Source organism: Nocardia sp. NPDC005746, assembly GCF_040630785.1.
In the GTDB taxonomy this organism is placed as follows: domain Bacteria; phylum Actinomycetota; class Actinomycetes; order Mycobacteriales; family Mycobacteriaceae; genus Nocardia.
In genome coordinates this window covers 106,750-127,715 of record NZ_JBEXYE010000018.1, presented here as the reverse complement: position 1 = coordinate 127,715, position 20,966 = coordinate 106,750, and the positions used below count along the sequence as shown (strand labels likewise).

The 20,966-nt window shown below is 68.3% G+C and carries 18 protein-coding genes; 8 read left to right on the top strand and 10 right to left on the bottom strand.

Features of this window, described 5'->3' with window-relative positions:
• Positions 1–24 precede the first annotated feature (24 nt).
• Complete coding sequence (locus ABZ412_RS28475) at positions 25–1,476, bottom strand: MFS transporter (RefSeq protein WP_357285960.1); 1,452 nt, start codon at positions 1,474–1,476, stop codon at positions 25–27.
• A gap of 104 nt (positions 1,477–1,580) precedes the next feature.
• Between ABZ412_RS28475 and ABZ412_RS28470 the strand changes: the two genes are divergently transcribed.
• Entirely contained in the window at positions 1,581–2,153 is a 573-nt protein-coding gene (locus tag ABZ412_RS28470; protein WP_357285957.1) for a TetR/AcrR family transcriptional regulator, read from the top strand.
• Between the two features lie 6 nt (positions 2,154–2,159).
• On the opposite strand, the gene ABZ412_RS28465 is transcribed toward ABZ412_RS28470, so the two are convergent.
• The 4 genes from ABZ412_RS28465 to infC form a co-directional block, all read right to left on the bottom strand.
• Positions 2,160–2,963 (bottom strand): RNA methyltransferase, encoded by an 804-nt coding sequence (locus ABZ412_RS28465; RefSeq protein ID WP_357285954.1) that lies wholly within the window; start codon positions 2,961–2,963, stop codon positions 2,160–2,162.
• A gap of 106 nt (positions 2,964–3,069) precedes the next feature.
• A complete protein-coding gene (gene rplT / locus ABZ412_RS28460; RefSeq protein WP_040807291.1) occupies positions 3,070–3,450 on the bottom strand; it encodes a 50S ribosomal protein L20 in 381 nt (126 codons plus the stop codon).
• Between the two features lie 69 nt (positions 3,451–3,519).
• The gene (gene rpmI / locus ABZ412_RS28455) at positions 3,520–3,714 is read right to left on the bottom strand and encodes a 50S ribosomal protein L35 (RefSeq protein ID WP_033090982.1); all 195 of its coding nucleotides are present in this window, start codon (positions 3,712–3,714) and stop codon (positions 3,520–3,522) included.
• A 64-nt stretch (positions 3,715–3,778) separates the two neighbouring features.
• Positions 3,779–4,477: a translation initiation factor IF-3 gene (infC, locus tag ABZ412_RS28450; protein ID WP_357286021.1), complete on the bottom strand. Its 699-nt coding sequence runs from the start codon at positions 4,475–4,477 to the stop codon at positions 3,779–3,781.
• A gap of 332 nt (positions 4,478–4,809) precedes the next feature.
• Here infC and ABZ412_RS28445 point away from each other — a divergent pair, with 332 nt between their 5' ends.
• On the top strand, positions 4,810–5,178 hold the full coding sequence (locus tag ABZ412_RS28445; protein WP_213560615.1) for a DUF1844 domain-containing protein: 369 nt from the start codon (positions 4,810–4,812) through the stop codon (positions 5,176–5,178).
• A 75-nt stretch (positions 5,179–5,253) separates the two neighbouring features.
• Here the strand turns inward: ABZ412_RS28445 and ABZ412_RS28440 are convergent, their stop codons facing one another.
• Both ABZ412_RS28440 and ABZ412_RS28435 read right to left on the bottom strand, forming a co-directional pair.
• A complete protein-coding gene (locus ABZ412_RS28440) occupies positions 5,254–5,862 on the bottom strand; it encodes a TetR/AcrR family transcriptional regulator (RefSeq protein ID WP_357285951.1) in 609 nt (202 codons plus the stop codon).
• A 6-nt stretch (positions 5,863–5,868) separates the two neighbouring features.
• Positions 5,869–6,705, bottom strand: coding sequence for a class I SAM-dependent methyltransferase (locus ABZ412_RS28435; protein WP_357285949.1), 837 nt, complete (start codon positions 6,703–6,705; stop codon positions 5,869–5,871).
• A 403-nt stretch (positions 6,706–7,108) separates the two neighbouring features.
• Here ABZ412_RS28435 and ABZ412_RS28430 point away from each other — a divergent pair, with 403 nt between their 5' ends.
• From ABZ412_RS28430 to ABZ412_RS28415, 4 genes are all read left to right on the top strand, one after another.
• Positions 7,109–7,939: an LppX_LprAFG lipoprotein gene (locus ABZ412_RS28430; protein WP_357285947.1), complete on the top strand. Its 831-nt coding sequence runs from the start codon at positions 7,109–7,111 to the stop codon at positions 7,937–7,939.
• A gap of 212 nt (positions 7,940–8,151) precedes the next feature.
• The gene (locus tag ABZ412_RS28425) at positions 8,152–9,636 is read left to right on the top strand and encodes a fatty acid desaturase (RefSeq protein ID WP_357285945.1); all 1,485 of its coding nucleotides are present in this window, start codon (positions 8,152–8,154) and stop codon (positions 9,634–9,636) included.
• A 168-nt stretch (positions 9,637–9,804) separates the two neighbouring features.
• Positions 9,805–10,914 carry a 3-oxoacyl-[acyl-carrier-protein] synthase III C-terminal domain-containing protein gene (locus tag ABZ412_RS28420; protein WP_357286018.1) on the top strand — a complete coding sequence of 370 codons (1,110 nt, stop codon included), beginning with the start codon at positions 9,805–9,807 and terminating at the stop codon, positions 10,912–10,914.
• Positions 10,915–10,950: 36 nt separating this feature from the next.
• On the top strand, positions 10,951–12,867 hold the full coding sequence (locus ABZ412_RS28415; protein WP_357285942.1) for an ATP-binding cassette domain-containing protein: 1,917 nt from the start codon (positions 10,951–10,953) through the stop codon (positions 12,865–12,867).
• Between the two features lie 183 nt (positions 12,868–13,050).
• Here the strand turns inward: ABZ412_RS28415 and uvrA are convergent, their stop codons facing one another.
• Both uvrA and ABZ412_RS28405 read right to left on the bottom strand, forming a co-directional pair.
• Entirely contained in the window at positions 13,051–16,053 is a 3,003-nt protein-coding gene (uvrA, locus tag ABZ412_RS28410; protein ID WP_357285940.1) for an excinuclease ABC subunit UvrA, read from the bottom strand.
• 147 nt (positions 16,054–16,200) lie between these two features.
• Complete coding sequence (locus ABZ412_RS28405; RefSeq protein ID WP_357285938.1) at positions 16,201–17,037, bottom strand: sigma 54 modulation/S30EA ribosomal C-terminal domain-containing protein; 837 nt, start codon at positions 17,035–17,037, stop codon at positions 16,201–16,203.
• Positions 17,038–17,298: 261 nt separating this feature from the next.
• Here ABZ412_RS28405 and ABZ412_RS28400 point away from each other — a divergent pair, with 261 nt between their 5' ends.
• Both ABZ412_RS28400 and ABZ412_RS28395 read left to right on the top strand, forming a co-directional pair.
• The gene (locus ABZ412_RS28400; RefSeq protein WP_357285936.1) at positions 17,299–17,946 is read left to right on the top strand and encodes a response regulator transcription factor; all 648 of its coding nucleotides are present in this window, start codon (positions 17,299–17,301) and stop codon (positions 17,944–17,946) included.
• Between the two features lie 71 nt (positions 17,947–18,017).
• Positions 18,018–19,763 carry a GAF domain-containing sensor histidine kinase gene (locus ABZ412_RS28395; protein ID WP_357285934.1) on the top strand — a complete coding sequence of 582 codons (1,746 nt, stop codon included), beginning with the start codon at positions 18,018–18,020 and terminating at the stop codon, positions 19,761–19,763.
• Positions 19,764–19,770: 7 nt separating this feature from the next.
• Here ABZ412_RS28395 and ABZ412_RS28390 read toward each other — a convergent pair whose 3' ends face one another.
• Positions 19,771–20,916 carry a beta-ketoacyl synthase N-terminal-like domain-containing protein gene (locus ABZ412_RS28390; RefSeq protein WP_357285932.1) on the bottom strand — a complete coding sequence of 382 codons (1,146 nt, stop codon included), beginning with the start codon at positions 20,914–20,916 and terminating at the stop codon, positions 19,771–19,773.
• Between the last annotated feature and the right edge of the window lie 50 nt (positions 20,917–20,966).

Genomic DNA, 20,966 nt, shown 5'->3' with positions numbered 1-20,966 from the left:
GTCTCCCTTGGATTTCGATCCGGCTCAGTGCGCGAGAACGGTTGCGCCGGAACCCGATTCGGCAGCAGTGCGACGGCCGGGCAGCAGCAGCGCCACGAACGCGCCCAGCGCCACGATGACCGAGCCGACCTTCACCGCCGGGATCAGGCCGTCGACGTAGTCCGCCGGGCTCATGTAGGAGCCGTGCGAGGCGAACACCGAGGCCAGCACCGCGACACCCATGGCCACACCGACCTCGCGGATGGTGTTGTTGGCGCCCGAGGCCATGCCCTGATCCGCCGGTGACGCCGTGGCCATGACGACGGTGGCCGTGGGCGCGAAGGTCAGGCCCATGCCCACGCCGCCCAGGACGAACGGCAGCACGAAGTGGCTGTAGGACACGTCCACGCTCGTGGTGAGGGCCATCCACAGCAGCGCGACCGCCAGCAGCGCCTGCCCGATCGACACCAGCACCCGCGCGCCGACCCGGTCCACGATCAGACCGGCCAGCGGGGCCACCACCATCGGAGCCATGGTCCACGGCAGCGTCCGCACACCGGAAGCGAGCGGCGAATACCCCTGCACCACCTGGAAGTACTGGGCCAGCAGGAAGATCGAGCCGAAGGTGCCCAGCGAGAAGGTGAACGACACCACGTTGATGACGTAGCCGCGCTGACGGAACAGGCGCAGCGGCAGCATCGGATCAGTGGTCCGGCTCTCCCAGATCACGAACACCGTGAGCGCGATCGCGCCGCCGATCAGCCCGGTCAGCACCTTGGCCGAGGTCCAGCCGTCGTCGGCACCGTGGATGACGCCCCACACCACCGCGAGCACGCCGCCCGCCGACAGCAGCAGGCCGAGCAGGTCCAATCGCCGTGCGCCACCGAAGGATTCGTTCAGCACCCGGGCCACCAGCGGCACCGCGATCAGGCCGATCGGCACGTTCAGCCAGAAGATCCACTGCCAGTTCAGGCCGTCGACGACCGCGCCGCCGACCACCGGGCCCAGCGCGATGCCCAGGCCGGAGATGCCGCCCCAGATGCCGATGGCGGCGCTGCGCATCTTCTCCGGCACCGCCGCGGACAGCAGCGTCAGCGACAGCGGCATGACGGCCGCCCCGCCGAAGCCCTGGGCCGCGCGGGCGGCGATGAGCATCCACGGTTCGGTGGCCAGCGCGCACGCGGCCGATCCGAGCGTGAACAGCGCGATGCCGCCCAGGTAGACGCGCCGGCGGCCGAGCCGATCGCCCAGCGCGGCGGCGGTGAGCAGCAGCGAGGCGAAGGCCAGGGTGTAGGCGTTCACGAACCACTGCAGGTCCGAGAGCGAGGCGTGCAGTTCGGTGCGGATCACCGGCAGCGCGTTGGTCACCACGAGGTTGTCGAGCGTGACCATGAACATCGGAATGCCCACGGCGGCGAGGACGGCGGCGAGCGGGCGCTGCCGGGCCTGTTCGGCCACCGTGCGGGTGAGCGAGGAGGTGTCGAGTGTCTCAGTCATGTCCGATCCCCTTGTTGTAATCGACTGATAACTAGAGAGTATGCATCGACTGATAACATGTCAATGGGAAGGATGATTCCCGACGACGAGGAGGCGCACCCACCATGACCAGGACCCGGATGACGGCCGAGGAACGCAGCGAGGAAGTGCTGCGCGCGGCCATCTCCGCCTTCGCCGAATCCGGTTACGCAGCAACGAAAACCGATGAGATCGCCCGCCGCGCGGGGGTCTCGCAGCCGTATGTCATCCGGCTGTTCGGCACCAAGTTGCAACTGTTCCTGGCGGTGCTGGAACGAGTCTGCGACCGCGTCGACGGACTCTTCCGCGAGGGGGCCGCGCAGGCCCCCGCCGACGCGACCCCCAAGGAGCGACTCGACGCCATGGGCGAACGCTTCGGCGACTTCCTGCTCGACGGCGACCTGCCCCGGGTTTTTCTCCAGGGGATCGCCGCGGCGGGAACGGACCCTGCCATCGGCGACGTCATCCGTGCCCGCTTCGGCAATATCTACCTGGTGGCGCGAGAGCTCACCGGGGCGTCGGCCTACGAGGTCCGCCGCTTCATGGGCACCGGCATGCTGCTCACCAATATGACAGCCATGGGACTCACCGGCCCGAACCCGATCGCCGCGCCCTGGGCCGAGGAGATCATGGAGAACCTGGAAGCCGACGGCATCTGAGCGGGACTACGCGCGGTGCTGCACCCGCGAGCTCGAGTAGAGGCAGATAGCCGCGGCGGCAGCCAGATTCAGGCTCTCCGCGCGGCCGTGGATGGGAATCCGGATCCGGTGGGTGGCGCGGGCGGCGATGGCCTTGTCCAGGCCGTGCGCCTCGTTGCCGAACAGCCACGCGACCGGGCCGCGCAGGATCTCGTCGGCGTCGTCCAGGTCGACCTCGCCCTTGGCGGTGGTGGCCAGGATCGCGATGCCCGCCGCCTCCAGCGCGTCCAGGGTGGCGCCGATATCGCGGGAGCGGGCCACGGGGACGTGGAAAAGGCTTCCGGCACAGGCGCGTACGCATTTTCCGTTGTGCGGATCCACCGAATCACCGGCGAGCACGACGCCGTCCGCGCCGACGGCGTCGGCCACGCGGATCAAGGTGCCCGCATTGCCCGGGTCGGCGATCTCGACGGGCACCGCGAGCATGCGCGGGGCGGCGTCGAGCACCTCGCGCAGCGGCACGTCCACCTGGCGGCACACCGCGACCAGACCCGGCGGAGTCACGGTCTCCCCCAGCATCTCCGCGGCGCGGTCGGTCACCATCGTGGTCCGCACCCCTTGGGCGGCGGCCCCGGCGACCAGCGCGTGCTCGCGTTCGGCGGCCTTCTCCGAGAAGAACAGCTCCTCGACCCGGCCGGTGTCCAGCGCCGCCTCGACCGAATTCGCGCCCTCGGCCAGGAACAGGCCGGTTTTGCGGCGGACCGGACTGCGGTGCAGCTTGACCGCCGACACGATCCGGGAGTTACGCCAGTCGATGGAATCAGCGCTCACGGCCACCTGTCCCTCGGAGATATGCGGAGATACGAGAAGAAACGAAACGACCCGCGGAACATCGTCCGCGGGTCGTTTCGGCTATTGCTTTGTCACGCAGACCGAATCAGGCGGCCGGGGCGTTGACGTCGGCCGGCAGGGCAGCCTTGGCGGCGGCGACCAGCTGGGCGAAGGCCTCGGCGTCGGAGACGGCGAGCTCGGCCAGGATCTTGCGGTCCACCTCGATGCCGGCGGCCTTGAGGCCCTGCATGAAGCGGTTGTAGGTCATGTCGTTCAGACGCGCGGCGGCGTTGATACGAGTGATCCACAGCTGACGGAAGTCACCCTTCCGCGCCCGGCGGTCCCGGTAGGCGTAGGTGAGCGAGTGCAGCTGCTGTTCCTTGGCCTTGCGGTACAGGCGCGACCGCTGACCGCGGTAGCCCTTGGAGGCCTCGAGAACGGAACGGCGCTTCTTCTGAGCGTTGACGGCCCTTTTGACGCGTGCCACTTTTCAGTCCTTGATCGAATAGGGGGTGCGGCGATCGCACCCGGAGGTTGGTCGGTCGGCTCAGCCGAATTACTTGGCGAGCAGCTTCTTGACGCGAGCGACGTCGGCCTTGGCGACGACCTCCACGCCGTCCAGACGACGAGTCCGGGTGGTCGGCTTGTGCTCGAGCAGGTGGCGACGGTTCGCCTGCTGACGCAGCAGCTTGCCGCTGCCCGACACCTTGAATCGCTTCGAGGCGCCGCTGTGGCTCTTCATCTTCGGCATGGATTCCTCAGTTCTGTCGTGCCGGAGGCGCGCGAGTACCACACGCCTCCGGAGCTTCTCGTTATTACTGCTGCGGGGTGGCCGATTCGGCAGCCGGGGCTGCGGTCTCGGCCGGGGCCGCCTCGGCGGGAGCCGGCGCGGGCGCACTGCTGCGCTGCTGCGTCGAGCTCGCGTCGTTCTGGGCCTTCACCCGCGTCTTCGCGCCCTTGTGCGGCGCGAGGACCATGGTCATGTTTCGGCCGTCCTGCTTGGCCGAGGTTTCGACGAATCCGAGGTCGGCGACGTCGGCGGCCAGTCGCTGCAGGAGCCGGAACCCGAGTTCGGGGCGCGACTGCTCGCGACCACGGAACATGATGGTGACCTTGACCTTCGACCCGGCCTCCAGGAAGCGCATCACGTGGCCGCGCTTGGTGGCGTAGTCGTGGTCATCGATCTTCGGGCGGAGCTTCTGCTCCTTGATCACGGTCTGGACCTGGTTCTTCCGGGACTCACGCGCCTTCTGCGCGGTCTCGTACTTGAACTTGCCGTAGTCCATGATCTTGCACACCGGCGGGCGTGCATCGGGCGCGACCTCGACCAGGTCGAGGTCAGCTTCCTGAGCGACGCGTAGTGCATCTTCAACACGCACGATCCCAACCTGCTCGCCGCCGGGTCCGATGAGTCGGACCTCGGGAACGCGGATGCGATCGTTGATGCGGGTCTCAGTGCTGATGGGGCCTCCTAGGTCAAGCGGTTCGTCAACGACCGCAAGCAATAACTGCAACCCCAATTTCAACACGAAAGCCCCGCTCCGGTATTTCACCGGCACGGGGCCCGAGTCGACCGATCCGCGACGCAAACAGCTCGCATCGCACCACGCGCAGGAAAAACCCACGCGCAGAACCCATCACGCAAATGATGGGCGACCGGACCGTTCAACCTCGCGCTGTCAGCGCTGGTTGACGGTGGGAGTCGGGCTCCACTTGATGCCCCGAGTCGGTTGCAGGAACCAGTCCAGGGCGGTCGTCGCGGAAGAGTCTAACACTCATAGCGGTGAGCTCCGAATCGGCCGCCCCCGCGACCAGCGCCGACCCGCGCGATGGCATTCTCTACCCCATGAGCGAGGCTACCTTGAACGACGATTCCGCCCTCATCGACGGCGAGGTCGTGCGCGAACTGGCCGAGATCCCCGCGGTCGAGGTCATCAGCCGCGCCGCCGTCATGCTGATGAGCTCCGCGGCCGAGAAGCTCGGCCTGGGCGAACCCGACCCGGCCAGCAGCCCCCACCTGGACCTGGACGAGGCGCGTCGCGTCATCACCGCGCTCGCCGGTCTGGTCACCGCGTCGGTCGAGTACCTCGGCCCGCACGCCGGTCCGATCCGCGACGGCCTGCAGTCGCTGCAGCGCGCGTTCCGCGAATCCTCGGAGTACCCGGACGCGCCGGGCGCGGGCCCGGGCGAGAAGTACACCGGCCCGGTGTACTGACCGAACCGGTATCGACCTGTCGAAAACGGCCCGCCCGAGTTCTTTCGGGGCGGGCCGTTTTTGTTCGCGCGGCCTCTACGTCCTGGGGCCGATGCCGTCGAGGAGCGTTGCGACGACCGCCGCGGGCTCGACGGCGGGTGGCGACATGCCGGGCAGCACCGCGTTGAGGATCCGGTCGTGGCAGATGCCGACCAGGACGGCCGCCGCGGCGGCGGTGTCGGTGTCGGGGGCGAGGCGGCCGAGTCGCCGCTCACCGGCCAGGTAGTCCGAGAGCAGCACTCGCCAGTCGGGCTGATCGGTCGGCAGTTCGGCGAAGCGATCCAGCACGACCGGAGCGGACAGCAGGCCCGCGAAGACCGGCAGCACCGCGCGGTGCAGGTCCAAGCCCGCGCTCAGATATATAAGGAGATTCTCCGCGACCGTCGCTTCCCCCGCGGCGGGCAGTGCGCCGAGCGCGCGGTGCGCGGCGTCGACGTGCGCTCGGACCGCGGCGGCGAGCAGGGCATCCTTGTCCGGGAAGTGGTTGTAGAGGACGCCGTCGGCCACCTCGGCCGCGCGCGCGATGGCGCGCACGGTGAGGGTGGCGGCCGAGCCCTCGGCGAGCAGGCGCTGCGCGGTGGCGACGAGGTGATCGCGCAGGGTGTCGTCGGTGGCGCGCAGCGCCGCGGCCTTGCGGGGTGACATGGATGGCTACGGTAGCGGGGTCGCGGCCGTCACGAGCCAGGCCGACCCGCGCAGGACGATGCCGGCGGGGGTGGCGTAGGGGATCAGGGCCGTGGAGATCGCCTGGCGGACTTCGGCGTCGGTGGCGAATCCGGCCAGGGAGCGGTGATAGCGGACCGGGCCCCAGCCCATGATGAAGTCGGTGGCGTCGGCGATATCGTCACCCCAGATGCCATCGGCCTCACGGTATTCGACGCCGATCTCCCCGAAACCCGCGGCGGACAACAGGTCCCGGATGCGGTCGGGCTCGGAGAACGGGCCTTCGGCGGGGCTGACCGCGAAGTTCTCGAGATGGGCTGCGGCGGCGCCGAATACGGCGCCCAGATCGGTACCCGGGAGCGGGGTCATGGCGGCGAAGGCCAGGCGGCCGCCGGGGCGCAGGGCGCAGGCGATATTGGCGAAGGCCGCCACCGGGTCGGTGAAGAACATGATGCCGAAGCGGCTCAGCGCGGCATCGTAGGCGGCGGCGGGGAAGGGATGGATCTGGGCGTCGCCCTGTTCGAAGCCGACATTGGGGACGGCTTCGGCGGCGGCCCGTTCTCGGGCGCGGGCGAGCATCGGGCCGGAGAGGTCGACACCGGTCGCGGAGCCGGCGCCGGCGCGGCGGGCGGCGGCTCGGGTCAATTGGCCGTTACCGCAGCCGATGTCGAGGACGCGGTGGCCGTCGGCGATGCGGGCGGCGGTCAGCAGGGGTTCGTCGAAGCCGTGGTTCACGGCGTCGTAGCGGTCGTAGTGGCCCGCCCAGTGTTCGCCTTCGTAGCCGTTCCAGGCCTCGGACTGGGCGGTATTCACGATCTCGGTCATGCTCGACTCCTATTATGAACGATTGTTCATGAACGCACGTTCATATTGCGCGCGGACGGAGGAACGTGTCAATACCCGCCCCGGGTAACGGTTTACGCTGAACGCTCAGCGACCGGCTGGCAAACGTCCAGCGACGGAGGGGCATCCGGAGAATCGGCCGCATCGGCCTGCCGTGATCTCGGCCGGATTGTTAACGCTCGACCGGACATGCGACATAGCTGGTTGCGGGCTGATCGCCTGTGCGGCTGGATGATCGAAACAGCGTGGCGACATCGAGCCGGTGCTGGTTGGATGCCGGAGTATCGCACCGATCGGCGCGAGCGCGGGCGACGTCCTGCATACTACGACGGGCAGCGGCAAGGCTGCCCTCACTACGAGATCGAATGGACTTCGGGGGTTGTACATGAATGACCTGATATCCCAAGGGAACCGCACGTCCGGCAGCCGGATTCGGCGCGGCGTCCTCCCGATCATGATCGCCGCGGCCGCGACCGCCGCGCTGGTGGCGGGCTGCACCTCGTCCTCCAACTCGGACAGCAAGGCCACCACCTCGCAGGCCGCCCCGCCGGCGCAGCTGCCCGAGGGCGCGCAGATCGTCGCCGAATCGGCCAAGACCACCCAGACCCTGCAGTCGGTGCACGTGGTGCTGGACGTGAAGAACCTGCCCACACTGTCGGTCAAGAGCATCAAGGCCGACGTCACCAACCAGCCGCAGGGCCAGGGCCAGGCCATCGGTGACGCCGAGGTGAAGGTCAAGCAGGACGGCGACTTCACCAAGACCAAGTTCATGGTCGTCGACAAGACCCTCTACACGGGTGACGGCACCAAGTACGCCCCCGTCGGCCCCGCCGAGAAGATCTACGACCCGGGCGTCCTGCTCGACAAGGACAAGGGTCTGGCCTACGCCATCTCGCAGGTGAAGAACGCCAAGGCCGAAGGCCGCGAGAAGATCGACGGCGTCGACACCGTGAAGGTCAGCGGCACCATCTCCGCCGACGTCATGGACCCGGTCGTCCCGCAGATCGGCAAGGACGGCGGCGAGTTCCCGATCACCCTGTACATCAAGGACGTCGCGCCGCCGAGCGGTGCGGGCACCACCCTGCCCTCGACCGCGGCCTCGCCGGGCACCGGCCCGAACCTGGTGCGCGCCATCGTCACCAAGGACTCGGGCACCGTCACCGTGACGTTGTCCGACTGGGCGAAGCCGGTGCACGTCACCAAGCCCGGCGGCTAGTCACCCGTCTATCCGCCCTGTGAGTGGGGAGCCGGTTCGGGGAACGAGCAACGGCGGCAACAGCTGTCGTCCGACCCCGGCCGGCTTTCGCATTTTTTTCGGGCTGCTGTTAACAAAAGCCCACTTAAGAGATTGTTCAGTGAATTGCAAGCCGCAACGCCGACGATTCCATTCGTAAGTTCGAACGCGGTGTGTGCGTGTGGAGGAAAGCTATGACGATCGAACGGCCCGAGGCCGAGGCGACGATCGAACGGCAGGCGCCAGCAGATGAATTCCGCCGGCCCCCGCTCGACGGACCGCCGCCGATTTCCAACGTCTGGGTCTACGACGGGAAAGCCTACGACCTCTCCGACTGGATTTCCAAGCATCCGGGCGGCGAGTTCTTCATCGGCCGCACCAAGAACCGCGACATCACCTCGATTGTCGGTTCGTACCACAAGAATCCGGAAGCCATCGGCAAGATTCTGAAGAAGTACGCGCTCGACCGCGACGCCCTGCCGGAGGACATCCACCCCAAGGCCAACGCGCCCGCGTTCCTGTTCAACGAGGGTTTCGACAGCTGGCGCGACACCCCGAAGTTCAGCTTCGACAACAAGGACGACCTGCTGCACAAGGTGAAGGCGCGGCTCAAGGAACCCGAGCTGGCCGCCCGGATCCGGCGCATGGACACCTATTTCAATATCGTGGTCGCCATTCTCGCGGTGGCGTACTTCGCGGTGCAGGGCCTGCGGTTGTTCGAGCGGTCCTGGATGCCGTTGCCGGTCTTCGTGATCGCCATGGTGCTGCTGCGCAGCTCCCTGGCCGGGTTCGGGCACTACGCCATCCACCGTGCCCAGAAGGGCATGAACAAGATCTACACGAACGCCTTCGACTTCAATTACGTCGCACTGGCATTCGTGACCGCGGACGGCCACGCCCTGCTGCACCACCCGCACACCCAGAGTGAAGTCGACATCAAGAAGAACGTCTTCACCATGATGATGCGGATCCCGCGGCTGTACCGGGTGCCGATCCACACCCTGCACAAGTTCGGTCACACCGTCACCGGCATGACCTTCCGCCTGCTCGACGTCTGCCGCCTCACCCGCAAGGTGGGCATCAAGGACATGTACGGCACCTGGGGTGGGGCGCTGCCGCACTTCATCGGGTCCTTCGGCGCGCGATTCCTGCTGCTGGGCGAGCTCATCGCCTTCACCGTGATGGGCGACTTCTGGGCCTGGGCCCTGCAATTCGTGATCACCCTGTGGGTCTCCACCTTCCTGGTGGTGGCCAGCCACGACTTCGAGGTCGAGACCGAGGAACTCGAGCACAACTCCGAGGACTGGGGCGTCGACCAGATCGAACAAGCCTACGACCTCAAGGTGGTCGGCAACCGCTACCTGGACTGCTTCCTGTCGGCGGGCCTCAGCTCGCACCGCGTCCATCACGTACTGCCCTACCAGCGCAGCGGTTTCGCCAATATCGCCACCGAGGACGTGCTGCGTGAGGAGTCGGCGAAGTTCGGCGTGGAATGGCTTCCCGCCAAGAGCTTCTTCACCGACCGCTTCCCCAAGCAGATCCGCACCTACATCCTCGCGCCGTCCGACGACGCGGTGGAACGCAAGTGGGGGTTCGTCAAGGAGCACTTCTCGCCGCTCGCCCTGAAGACCTGTGTCGTCTACACCGCGCAGGGCTTCACCGGAATCGGCACGGTCTGAACCGATTCCGACACCGCGGCGCGCCGGAACATGCGCCGACCGCACCGCGGGTTCCACCAAAGAATACGAGGGGAGTCATTCGTGTCCATCACCATCGACGAAGGGGCCGCCCGGCCCGCCGCCCGGTTCGCGGGAGGCGAACCCGGCTACGACTTCGCGCCGACCCCGCTGCCGCCGGCCCCGCCGACCACCGTCGGCGTGATCGAGTCCATCGCCACCGGCGCGCCCGCGCAGATCTTCGCGCAGGCCGACGCCGCCGCCCAGGTCGCCGGACTGTTCACCGATCCGGCCCAGCAGGCCCGGATCCCGCGGATCTACCAGAAGACCCGGGTCACCACCCGCCACCTCGCGGTGAACCCGATCGACCCCGAATTCCTGTCCTACAGCCGGGAATCGGGCACCATCCGCGACCGCATGAACACCTTCTACGACCACGCGGTGCCGCTGGCCGTGGACGTGGCCGGGCGCGCCGTCGCCCACCTCGAGGACCCGGCCGCCGAGATCGGCATGCTGGTCTTCGCCACCAGCACCGGGTTCATCGCGCCCGGCGTGGACGTGGCCGTGGTCAAGCAGCTGGGCCTGTCCCCCACCGTCAACCGGGTGGTCGTGAACTTCATGGGCTGCGCCGCGGCCATGAACTCGGTACGCGCCGCGACGGATTACGTGCGGGCACACCCGGACAAGAAGGCACTGGTCATCTGCATCGAGCTGAGCTCGGTCAACGCCGTGTTCGACGACAATGTCAACGACGTCATCATCCACAGCCTCTTCGGCGACGGCTGCGGCGCGGTGGTCATCGGCGCCCGGCAGGCGCATCAGAAGCTGCCGGCCGGATCCATCGTGATCCGGGACAGCTTCAGCTACCTGTTCGACGACGCCGAGGACGGAATCGTGCTCGGCGTCAACGACAACGGCATCACCTGCGAGCTGTCGGAGAACCTGCCGCAGTACATCCTGCGGGGCGTGGACCCGGTGGTGACCGAGGTGCTCGCACGCCAGGGCCTCACCAAGTCCGACATCGATCTGTGGGCGATCCACCCGGGCGGCCCCAAGATCATCGAGGAGTCGGTGCGCTCGCTCGGCCTCGGCGCCGAAGAGGCCGCCACCAGCTGGGACGTGCTCGCCGAGTACGGCAACATGCTCAGCGTCTCGCTGATCTTCGTACTCGAGCAGATGGTCGCGCAGTCGACGTCCCGGCCGATCTCGACGGGCGTGGCGTTCTCCTTCGCGCCCGGCGTGACCCTCGAGGGCGTCGTGTTCGACGTCATCTGTTCCTGACCAGCCCGACCCGTCCAGTCCAGAGAGCCAGCAGTCATGCAACTCATCAGATTCCTCATCTCCATCTCGTGGATGCGGATCGCCGGCGTCATCGCCTCCGGTCTCGTCTGCGGTGCGGCCAATACCTACCTGGTGACATTGATTCGGGGAGTGGTGTCACCGGAACCGCACCCGGGCGTCACCGTCCAGGCGTTCGTCGCGACCGCCCTGGTCATCCTGATCAGCGGCGTGATCTCGCAGGTGCTGCTGATCCGGCTGGCGCAGGACGCCATCTACCGGCTGCGCGCGGACCTGAGCTCGCGCATCGTGTCCGCGCCGCTGGAACACCTGGAGCGGCTGGGCCAGCACCGGCTGATCGCCACCCTCACCGAGGACGTGCGGGCGCTGTCGCAGGCGGTCACGGCCATCCCGAGCATCTGCATCGACCTGGCCACCATCGTGGGCTGCTTCGTGTTCCTCGCGGTCGTGTCCGGGCCGATATTCGCCACCACGGTGGCGGGCACGCTGCTCGGAATCGCCTGTGTGGAACTGGTTCTCAAGCGGGTGCGAGCGCTGTACCAGTCCGCGCGGGAGAACGAGGACGGGCTGCTGCGCTCCTTCCAGGCGGTGTCGCTGGGCATCAAGGAGCTCAAGCTGCACCGCGGGCGGCGGCGCGACTTCATGGACAAGCACCTGCTCGGCTCCGCGGAGACGCTGCGGGCGCAGAACATCGACGCCGGATCGAAATTCACCGTGGCCCAAGGGTTCGGGCAGCTGTTGCAGCTGGCCACCATGGCGCTCATCCTGTTCGGGCTGGCGCGGGCGCTGGACCTGCCGCAGAACGTGATGGTCGGCTACGTGCTCGTCACCACGTTCCTGGCGATGCCGATGCAGAATTTCATGCACCGCATCCCGGACCTGCTGCGCGGAGACGTGGCGCTGTCGAAGATCCGGTCGCTCAACCTGTCGATTCAGACCGCGCACGATGAGTCGACGCTGCCCTACACCGACCGGCCGGCGGTCACGTCGGCGCGGCTGGAGCTCAATGACGTCAGCTACAACTATCTGACCGAGGCCCCGCCCGCGTTCCCGCCGCCGCCCGGCAGCGGACCCCATCCCGGCGGCGGTGCGCGACCGCATCCCGGTGACGGCGGCGGACGGCCGGGAGCGCCGGGCGCGCCCGTGGGCGGACGGCCCGGACCGCATCCGGGCGGACGCCCCGCCGGCCCACCGCCGGGCCACGGCCCGCAGGGCGTCGACCGGCCGGATGTCAACGGGCACAGGTTCGTCGGCCACGGCGGACGCCAACGGCCCGTGCCGATGGGCGGGCCCATGGCCCCGCCGCAGGCCGACGGCTCCGGCTTCCATCTGGGACCGCTGGACCTGACCTTCGAGCCCGGCCAGATCAGCTTCATCGTGGGCGGCAACGGCAGCGGCAAGTCCACCCTGGCCAAACTGATCACGGGCCTCTATGTCCCGCAGCACGGCCACCTGTCGCTCAACGGTGAGGCCGTCGATCACGAGAACATCGAGTGGTTCCGGCAGCACAGCTCGGCCGTCTTCACCGACTTCCACCTGTTCGAGGACTACCTCGGCTTCGACGAAGGTGTCGACGACGAGGTCCGGAAGTACTTGAAGGAACTCCAGATCGACCACAAGGTCACCGTGGAGAACGGCCGGCTGTCCACGATCTCGCTGTCCCAGGGGCAGCGCAAGCGGCTGGCGTTGCTGACCGCGCTGCTCGAGGACCGCCCGATCTACATGTTCGACGAGTGGGCCGCCGATCAGGAGCCGAAGTTCCGCGACGTGTTCTACCGCGAGATCCTGGTCTCGCTGAAGAACCGCGGCAAGACCGTCATCGTCATCACCCACGACGACCGGTACTTCGACTGCGCCGACCAGCTCATCAAACTCGACTTCGGCCGCATCGCCGAGGTCAAGCAACTCGCCGCGCCTGTTGCCACGGCCGACTGAGCCGCAGAGACGAAGCCCCGCACCGGAATTCGGTGCGGGGCTTCGTCGTGACTGCCAGTGGGCGCACCCGCTGTCGCGCTGGGCGCGACGCGAACTTGCCGGCGCGGGATACGAACCGGCTCCACTCCCCGCGAAAGGCACGGGCCCCATCGCCCGTGGGGACGGGGCCCGCTAACCGCGGTGTCAGCGCAACGCGGCGGCCTTGCGGCGGGCGGCCGCCGCCTTCTTGGTGGCCGCGGCCTGGGCCTCGGTCTTCGGGGCGGCCTTCTTCGCGGGAGCCTTCTTGGCCGCCGCCTTCTTCGCGGGCTTCGGCTCGGCGAGCGCGGGCGGCTGGGCCGCGAGCACGTCCTTCAGGAACTGGCCGGTGTAGCTGTCCGGTACCGCCGCGATGTCTTCCGGGGTGCCCTGGGCGATGACCATGCCACCGCCGGAACCACCTTCGGGGCCCATGTCGATGACCCAGTCGGAGGTCTTGATGACATCGAGGTTGTGCTCGATGACGATCACCGTATTGCCCTTGTCGACCAGGCCGTTGATGACGGTCAGCAGCTTGCGGATGTCCTCGAAGTGCAGGCCCGTGGTGGGCTCGTCCAGGATGTAGATGGTGCGGCCGGTGGAACGCTTCTGGAGTTCGGCGGCCAGCTTCACGCGCTGCGCCTCACCACCGGACAGCGTCGGGGCCGACTGGCCCAGGCGCACATAGCCGAGACCGACGTCCACCAGCGTCTTGAGATAGCGGTGGATCGAGGTCACCGGTTCGAAGAAGTCCGCGGCCTCCTCGATCGGCATGTCCAGCACCTCGGCGATGGTCTTACCCTTGTAGTGGACTTCGAGGGTTTCGCGGTTGTACCGCGCGCCGTGGCAGACCTCGCACGGGACATAGACGTCCGGCAGGAAGTTCATCTCGATCTTCAGGGTGCCGTCACCCGAGCACGCCTCGCAGCGGCCGCCCTTCACATTGAAGGAGAACCGGCCCGGCTGATAGCCGCGCACCTTGGCCTCGGTGGTGGCCGCGAACAGGGTGCGGATCTTGTCGAAGACACCGGTGTAGGTGGCCGGATTCGAGCGCGGGGTGCGGCCGATCGGCGACTGGTCCACCTGCACCAGCTTGTCCAGGTGATCGAGGCCGTTGACCCGGGTGTGGCGGCCCGGCACCTGACGCGCGCCGTTCAGCTTGTTCTGCAGCACGGTCGCCAGAATGTCGTTGACCAGCGTCGACTTACCCGAACCGGAGACGCCGGTGATCGAGGTGAGCACGCCCAGCGGGAAATTCACGTCGATGTCGCGCAGGTTGTGCTCGGTCGCGCCGACCACGGTGAGCTGCTTCTTCTTGTCGATCGGCCGCCGCACCAGCGGCAGGTCGATGCGCTCGCGCCCGGAAAGGTAAGCGCCGGTGAGGGAATCCTTGTCCTTCAGCAGCCCCTCGTAGGGACCCGAGTACACCACCTGACCGCCGTGCTCACCGGCCAGCGGGCCGATGTCGACCACCCAGTCCGAGGCGTGGATGGTGTCCTCGTCGTGCTCGACCACGATCAGCGTATTGCCGAGACTCTTGAGGCGCGTGAGGGTTTCGATCAGGCGGCGGTTGTCGCGCTGGTGCAGGCCGATGGACGGCTCGTCCAGCACGTACAGCACGCCCACCAGGCCCGACCCGATCTGGGTGGCCAGGCGGATGCGCTGCGCCTCACCGCCGGAGAGGGTGGCGGCGGCGCGCGAGAGCGTCAGATACTGCAGGCCGACGTCGAGCAGGAAGCCCAGACGCGCCTGGATCTCCTTGATCACCTGCGCGGCGATGGCGGCCTGCCGGTCGTCGAGGGTGAGGGTGTTCAGGAAGTGCGCGGCATCGCCGATCGACAGATCCGAGATGTCGGCGATGGAGCGGCGTTCCGTGCCGGCCGACAGCGTGACCGCGAGGATCTCCGGCCGCAGACGCGCGCCGGCGCACACCGGGCACGGGATGTCGCGCATGTACCCGTCGTAGTGCTCCTTCATCGCCTCCGACTCGGTGGCGTCCATGCGCCGCTGCAGGAACGGCATCACACCCTCGAAATCGGCGTAATACGAACGCTTGCGGCCGTAGCGGTTGGTGTAGGAGACGTGCACCTGCTCGGAGCTGCCCTCCAGCACCGCCTTGCGGGCCTTGAGCGGCAACTGACTCCACGGCGTGTCCATGGAGAAGCCGACGGCCTCGGCCAGACCCGACAGCAGGCGGGTGAAGTACTCGGCGGTCTGCCCGCGCGACCACGGGGCAATCGCGCCGTCGGCCAGGCTCAGATCCGGGTCCGGCACAACGAGATCCGGATCGACCTCCTTGCGAATACCCAGACCGGTGCAATCCGGGCAGGCGCCGTAGGGCGAGTTGAAGGAGAACGACCGCGGTTCCAGATCCTCGATGTCGAGGGGGTGCCCGTTCGGGCAGGCCAGCCGCTCGGAGAAGCGCCGCTCCCGATCGTGGGCGTGCTCGTCGCGGTCCACGAAGTCCAGCACCACGATGCCGTCGGCCAGCCGCAGCGCGGTCTCGATCGAATCGGTCAGGCGCTGTTTGGAACTCGGCTTCACGGCGAGGCGGTCGACGACCACCTCGACATCGTGCTTCTCCTGCTTCTTCAGCTTGGGCGGATCGGTCAGCGGATGCACCACGCCGTCGACCCGGACCCGCGAATAGCCCTGCGCGTTCAGCGACTCGAACAGGTCCACGAACTCACCCTTGCGGGTGCGCACCACCGGCGCGAGCACCTGGAACTTGGTGCCCTCCGGCATGGCCAGCACCTGATCCACGATCTGCTGCGGGCTCTGCTTGGCGATCAGGTGACCGCAGACCGGGCAGTGCGGGGTGCCCGCGCGCGCGAACAGCAGACGCAGATAGTCGTAGACCTCGGTGATGGTGCCGACCGTGGACCGCGGGTTGCGGTTGGTCGACTTCTGGTCGATGGACACCGCCGGGGACAGGCCCTCGATGAAGTCCACATCCGGCTTGTCCATCTGGCCCAGGAACTGCCGGGCGTACGCGGACAGCGACTCCACGTAGCGGCGCTGTCCCTCGGCGAAGATGGTGTCGAAGGCCAGCGAGGATTTTCCGGACCCGGACAGACCAGTGAAAACGATGAGACTGTCACGGGGTAGGTCGAGATCGACCCCTTTGAGGTTGTGCTCCCGCGCTCCGCGCACCGTCAGGCGATCCGCCACCTGGCCATCCTTCCAACGTTCCGGCATCCAGACATACCCCCGACGCCATGCTAGGGGCACCCACCGACAAGTTTGGATACGAGAGCTGAAACGCTGGTCACAGTGTGTTTATTGCGACGGGTGAGGGTGATGTCGCCCGCACCCGGCTCAGGCCGACTTCTCGGTGATCGCCCCGGCGGCCCCGGCCGCGCTGGGCAGCGCCCGGCGCACACAGCTCGAGATCACCCGCGGCTGCCGCGCCCGCTCCCGATCGCGGGCGCGATCCTCGGACCCGGCCGCGGCGACCAGGGCCAGATCGCCGTCGAAGCGGCGGTAGAGCAGCCGCCCGCGGCGGACGTCGGCGTCGATGAAGAAGAGGTACGGCAACCCGCCCAGGCACAGCCGGGCCACCGCCTCGTCCTCGAGCAGCACGGGCACGCCGTCCCGCGGACGGCCCAGCGTGCGCACCCCGAGCGGCCCGGTCCAGCAGACCACCGCCTCGGATCCGGTGTCGGCGTCGATGAACAGGTGCGCGTCGTAGTCCATGGCGTCGAGCACCCGCGCCGCCGCCGCGGGCGTGGCCACCTGTAGTCGGCAGTCCTTGCGCCGCACGATCGGCCGCGGCTCGGTGATCGCGGACAGCGACGGCCGCGCGGGATCCGGCCAGGGCCTGGACAATTCGTCCGGCGGGCAGCCCAGTCGCAGGTCCAGCCGTTCCAGTGCGAAGGTGGCGGCGAACCGTCCCGGCCCGGCGACCTGCACCCGGAACGCCTTCCCCAGTGCTCGGACGCTCGCCTGCGCCAGGGTGGTGCCGGCCTCGGGATCGCCGTCGTCGGGATCGGGCCAGTGCAGGCGCGCCCGCACCGGCCCGTCGGCCCCGTGCCGGCGCAATACCCTGCCCAGTCCGCGCGCCACGCGGGTCACCTCCCCCGACGGGACAGGCCCGTGTGTGGTCACCACGAAATCCGGATCGATTCCACTCGACCACACATCGAACGCGCCCATCGCCGACCCCGCTCTCCCTGTATCCGACCCGGCAACCGAACTCCATGGCAACACACGTCACGCGGGCCCGACAGTGCCGAAAGTCCCGAAACAGACCACTTTCGGGGAAAAGTCTCCGACAAAAGATCTCGGGCCGCCGATCCACCCGGAGATTAGGGACCTTCGGCGGTATCCCGTTGCCGCGCCGCGAGTTACGTTGACCGGGACCGTTCGCGCACGCGCGCGAACCGAGCGCGCATCACCGACATCCTGGAGGCCGTCGTGATCAGAGTCTTCCTGGTGGACGATCACGAGATCGTCCGCCGCGGTCTGACCGATCTGCTGGAGGAGGACCCCGAGCTGACCGTGGTCGGCGAGGCCGGCGACGTCGCCCAGGCACTGGCCCGGATCCCGGCGCTGCACCCCGACGTGGCGGTTCTCGACGTGCGCCTGCCCGACGGCAACGGCATCGAACTGTGCCGGGACCTGCTGGCCGACATCGACGATCTGCGCTGCCTGATCCTCACCTCCTACACCGACGAGCAGGCCATGATGGACGCCATCCTGGCCGGCGCCAGCGGCTACGTGGTCAAGGACATCAAGGGCATGGAGCTGGCCAAGGCCATCAAGGAGGTGGGCGCGGGCCGCTCGCTGCTGGACAATCGAGCGGCCGCCGCCCTCATGGCCCGGCTGCGGCGCAGCACCGAATTCGACGGCCCGATGGCCGGTTTGACCGATCAGGAACGCAAACTGCTCGACCTGCTCGGCGACGGCCTCACCAACCGGCAGATCGCCGAACGGATGTTCCTGGCGGAGAAGACGGTCAAGAACTACGTGTCGCGGCTGCTGGCCAAACTCGGGATGGAACGCCGCACCCAGGCGGCCGTGCTGGCGTCGAAATTGCGTACGGGGCAACCACGTTCGGCATGACAACCGCACGGCAACCTCGGCGCGCATAGAATCGCGCTGACGTGGCGTATCCGCCGGACCGCAGGACATACATGCACGACATTCCCCGCACCGGCCCTTACTCGGTGCGTGAAACGCTGTCGCAGCTGCGATTACGCGAGTTGCTCACCGAGGTCAAGGACCGAGTCGAACAGATCATCGACGCCCGCGATCGGATCGACGGGCTGGTCGAGGCGATGTTGCTGGTCACCTCCGGGCTCGATCTGGACCAGACGCTGAGCACCATCGTGCGCGCGGCCACCATCCTGGTCGACGCCCGCTACGGTGCGCTGGCGGTGCTCGGGCACGAACAACAGCCCAGCCAGTTCATCTTCCACGGCATCGACGAGCAGACCCGGGTCCAGATCGGGGCGATGCCCGAGAGCCACGGCGTGCTCGGACTGCTGCTCGACAAGCCCGAACCGCTGCGCCTGGACGATCTGACCCGCCATCCCGCCGCCGTCGGCTTTCCCGAACACCATCCGGAGATGCGCACCCTGCTGGGCATGCCGGTGCGCATCCGCGGCGAGATCTTCGGAAACCTGTATCTCGCCGAGAAATCCGGCGGGCACCCCTTCACCGAGGACGACGAGGTGCTGCTGCAGGCGCTGGCCGCCGCGGCCGGTATCGCCGTCGACAATGCCCGGCTCTACGAGCAGGCCCGCACCCGGCAGGCGTGGATCGAGGCCACCCGCGACATCGCCACCGAATTCCTCGCCGACACCGAACCGAGCAAGGTGCTCGCGCACGTGGTGGCGCACGCGCGCGAACTCACCGCCTCCCAGCAGGCGCTGCTGGCCGTGGTCGCCGACCCCGAGGAAGCGCCCGAGCACATCACCGAGCTGGTGGTGGCGCAGTGGTCCGGGCCGGGCGAGCCGCCCGCGGGGCACGCGGTACACACTGTCGAGACCGCCGTCGGCCAGGCCCTCACCACCCGCACCCCGCTGCGTTTCGACGACGGCCGCCACATCGACCTGGGCACGCCGATCGCCGATATCGGCCCGGCCCTGGTGCTGCCCCTGCACACCCCCGATTCCACCCTGGGCGTGCTGATCACGCTGCGCTCGGCCGAATCCGCGCCCTACTCCGACGAATTGGTGGAGCTGATCGCCGCCTTCACCGATCAGGCCGCGCTGGCCATGCAGCTGGCGGTGGCGCAGCGGCGCATGCGCGAACTCGACATCCTCACCGACCGCGACCGCATCGCCCGCGATCTGCACGACCACGTCATCCAGCGGCTGTTCGCCATCGGGCTGGCGCTGCAGGGCACGGTGCCGCGCGCGCGGGTGCCCGAAGTGCAGCGCCGGCTCGCGGACGCGATCAACGATCTGCAGGACGTGGTGGAGGAGATCCGCACCTCGATCTTCGATCTGCACGGCGGCGACGGGCACAGCACCCGGCTGCGCCAGCGCATCGAGCGCGCGGTCAAGCAGCAGACCACCGCCACCGACATCCGGGCGCTCATGCACATCACCGGACCGCTGTCGGTGGTCGAGCCCGCGCTCGCCGATCACGCGGAAGCCGTTGTGCGCGAGGCCGTCTCGAACGCGGTCCGGCATTCGGGGGCCGACACCATCACCATCGACATCGGGGTGGCCGACGATCTGACCATCGTGGTCGCCGACAACGGCCGCGGGATCCCGGACTCGATCACGCCCAGCGGGCTCACCAACCTCGCGCGCCGGGCCGAACAGTCGGGCGGGCGGCTGGCGGTATACCCGCGCCGCGCCACCAACGGCGACGACGAGGACGCCACCACCACGGGAACCAAACTGCACTGGTCGGTGCCGCTGCACTGACCGGGAGTCACACGATCGGGCCGAGCACCACCGCACTGTTGCTGCCGCCCATGCCGAGCGCGGTCTTCAGGGTGAGGCCGCGGATGCCGGGTTGCACGCCGTCCACCAGGCGGGTGCGTGTGGGCGCGACGATCGGCGCGGACACCAGCAGACCGCGCTCGTAGCCCATGGCCGCGGCGGCCACCTCGATCCCGGCCGAGGCGGCCTGGCAGTGCCCCGCCAGCGGCTTGAGCACCGTCACCTGCGGGCGGTCGTCGAAAATCCGGGCCAGCAGCGCGGTTTCGGCCGCGTCGCACTGGGCGGTGCCGGAGGCGTGGGCGCTGAGGCAGGCGATCTCCTCGGGGCGCACCTGCGCCGCGGCGAGGGCGCGGTGCACACAGTCGAAGATCTGCTCGAACGACGGCTCCACGGAGACGACGTGGTACGCGTCGCTGGTCATGGCCCCGCCGAGCACCGCCGCGTAGGGGCGGTCGGCGTCGCGGGTGAGCATCAACGCGACCGACGCCTCGCCGAAGACGAAGCCGCGACTGCCCTCCTGGAACGGCCGGCACGCCTCCAGCGGATCGGCGTCGAAGACCGCCGCGCCCAGATTCACGAACGCCTGCACCATGTCCGGGGAGGCCGACAGGTCGGTGGCGACCACCAGCACATCGTCGGCCAGGCCGTGGTCCATCCATAGTCGGGCGGTGACCAGGGCCACGTTGAGCGAGGAGCAGGCGGCGCTCACGTTCATGGCTGGTCCGTGGAAGCCGAACTCACTCATGAGCATCGACACCGGGGTCGAGGGGATCAGCCGCAGATAGTCGCGCGAGCGCCGCTGTCCGCCGTCGATGGTGAAGAACTCCTGCCACTCGTCGAGGTTGCCGAGCACGATCGCGTGCAGCAGTCCGACGGTCCGGCCGGGCCGCCAGCCGCGGCTGCGGGCGTCGGTGACCGCTTCGCGCGCGGAGTCCAGGACCGCGCGCAGGTAGCGGCTCGGCGGCAAGTCCGGATCACCGCCCTCCGGCACGCGAGCAACCCACCCGTGCCGATCACGTTCGGGCCCGTACCCTGGATGTAGCCGGGCCGCGGATTTGCCGCTCAGCAAACCCTCCCAGAGGGTTTCTCGGCCCCAGCCGTACCCGGTCACGGCACCGATACCGGCAATCGTCATATGATCTTGATGCTGACCGTCGGCGATCGGGACGGGGATAGTGCCAGGCA

Excerpts from the sequence above, each read along its gene's own strand:
- ABZ412_RS28475 (WP_357285960.1), bottom strand. The coding sequence starts at position 1,476 with ATGACTGAGACACTCGACACCTCCTCGCTCACCCGCACGGTGGCCGAA.
- ABZ412_RS28470 (WP_357285957.1), top strand. The coding sequence starts at position 1,581 with ATGACCAGGACCCGGATGACGGCCGAGGAACGCAGCGAGGAAGTGCTG.
- rpmI (WP_033090982.1), bottom strand. The coding sequence starts at position 3,714 with ATGCCGAAGATGAAGAGCCACAGCGGCGCCTCGAAGCGATTCAAGGTG.
- ABZ412_RS28445 (WP_213560615.1), top strand. The coding sequence starts at position 4,810 with ATGAGCGAGGCTACCTTGAACGACGATTCCGCCCTCATCGACGGCGAG.
- ABZ412_RS28440 (WP_357285951.1), bottom strand. The coding sequence starts at position 5,862 with ATGTCACCCCGCAAGGCCGCGGCGCTGCGCGCCACCGACGACACCCTG.
- ABZ412_RS28435 (WP_357285949.1), bottom strand. The coding sequence starts at position 6,705 with ATGACCGAGATCGTGAATACCGCCCAGTCCGAGGCCTGGAACGGCTAC.
- ABZ412_RS28430 (WP_357285947.1), top strand. The coding sequence starts at position 7,109 with ATGAATGACCTGATATCCCAAGGGAACCGCACGTCCGGCAGCCGGATT.
- ABZ412_RS28425 (WP_357285945.1), top strand. The coding sequence starts at position 8,152 with ATGACGATCGAACGGCCCGAGGCCGAGGCGACGATCGAACGGCAGGCG.
- ABZ412_RS28415 (WP_357285942.1), top strand. The coding sequence starts at position 10,951 with ATGCAACTCATCAGATTCCTCATCTCCATCTCGTGGATGCGGATCGCC.
- ABZ412_RS28405 (WP_357285938.1), bottom strand. The coding sequence starts at position 17,037 with ATGGGCGCGTTCGATGTGTGGTCGAGTGGAATCGATCCGGATTTCGTG.
- ABZ412_RS28395 (WP_357285934.1), top strand. The coding sequence starts at position 18,018 with ATGCACGACATTCCCCGCACCGGCCCTTACTCGGTGCGTGAAACGCTG.
- ABZ412_RS28390 (WP_357285932.1), bottom strand. The coding sequence starts at position 20,916 with ATGACGATTGCCGGTATCGGTGCCGTGACCGGGTACGGCTGGGGCCGA.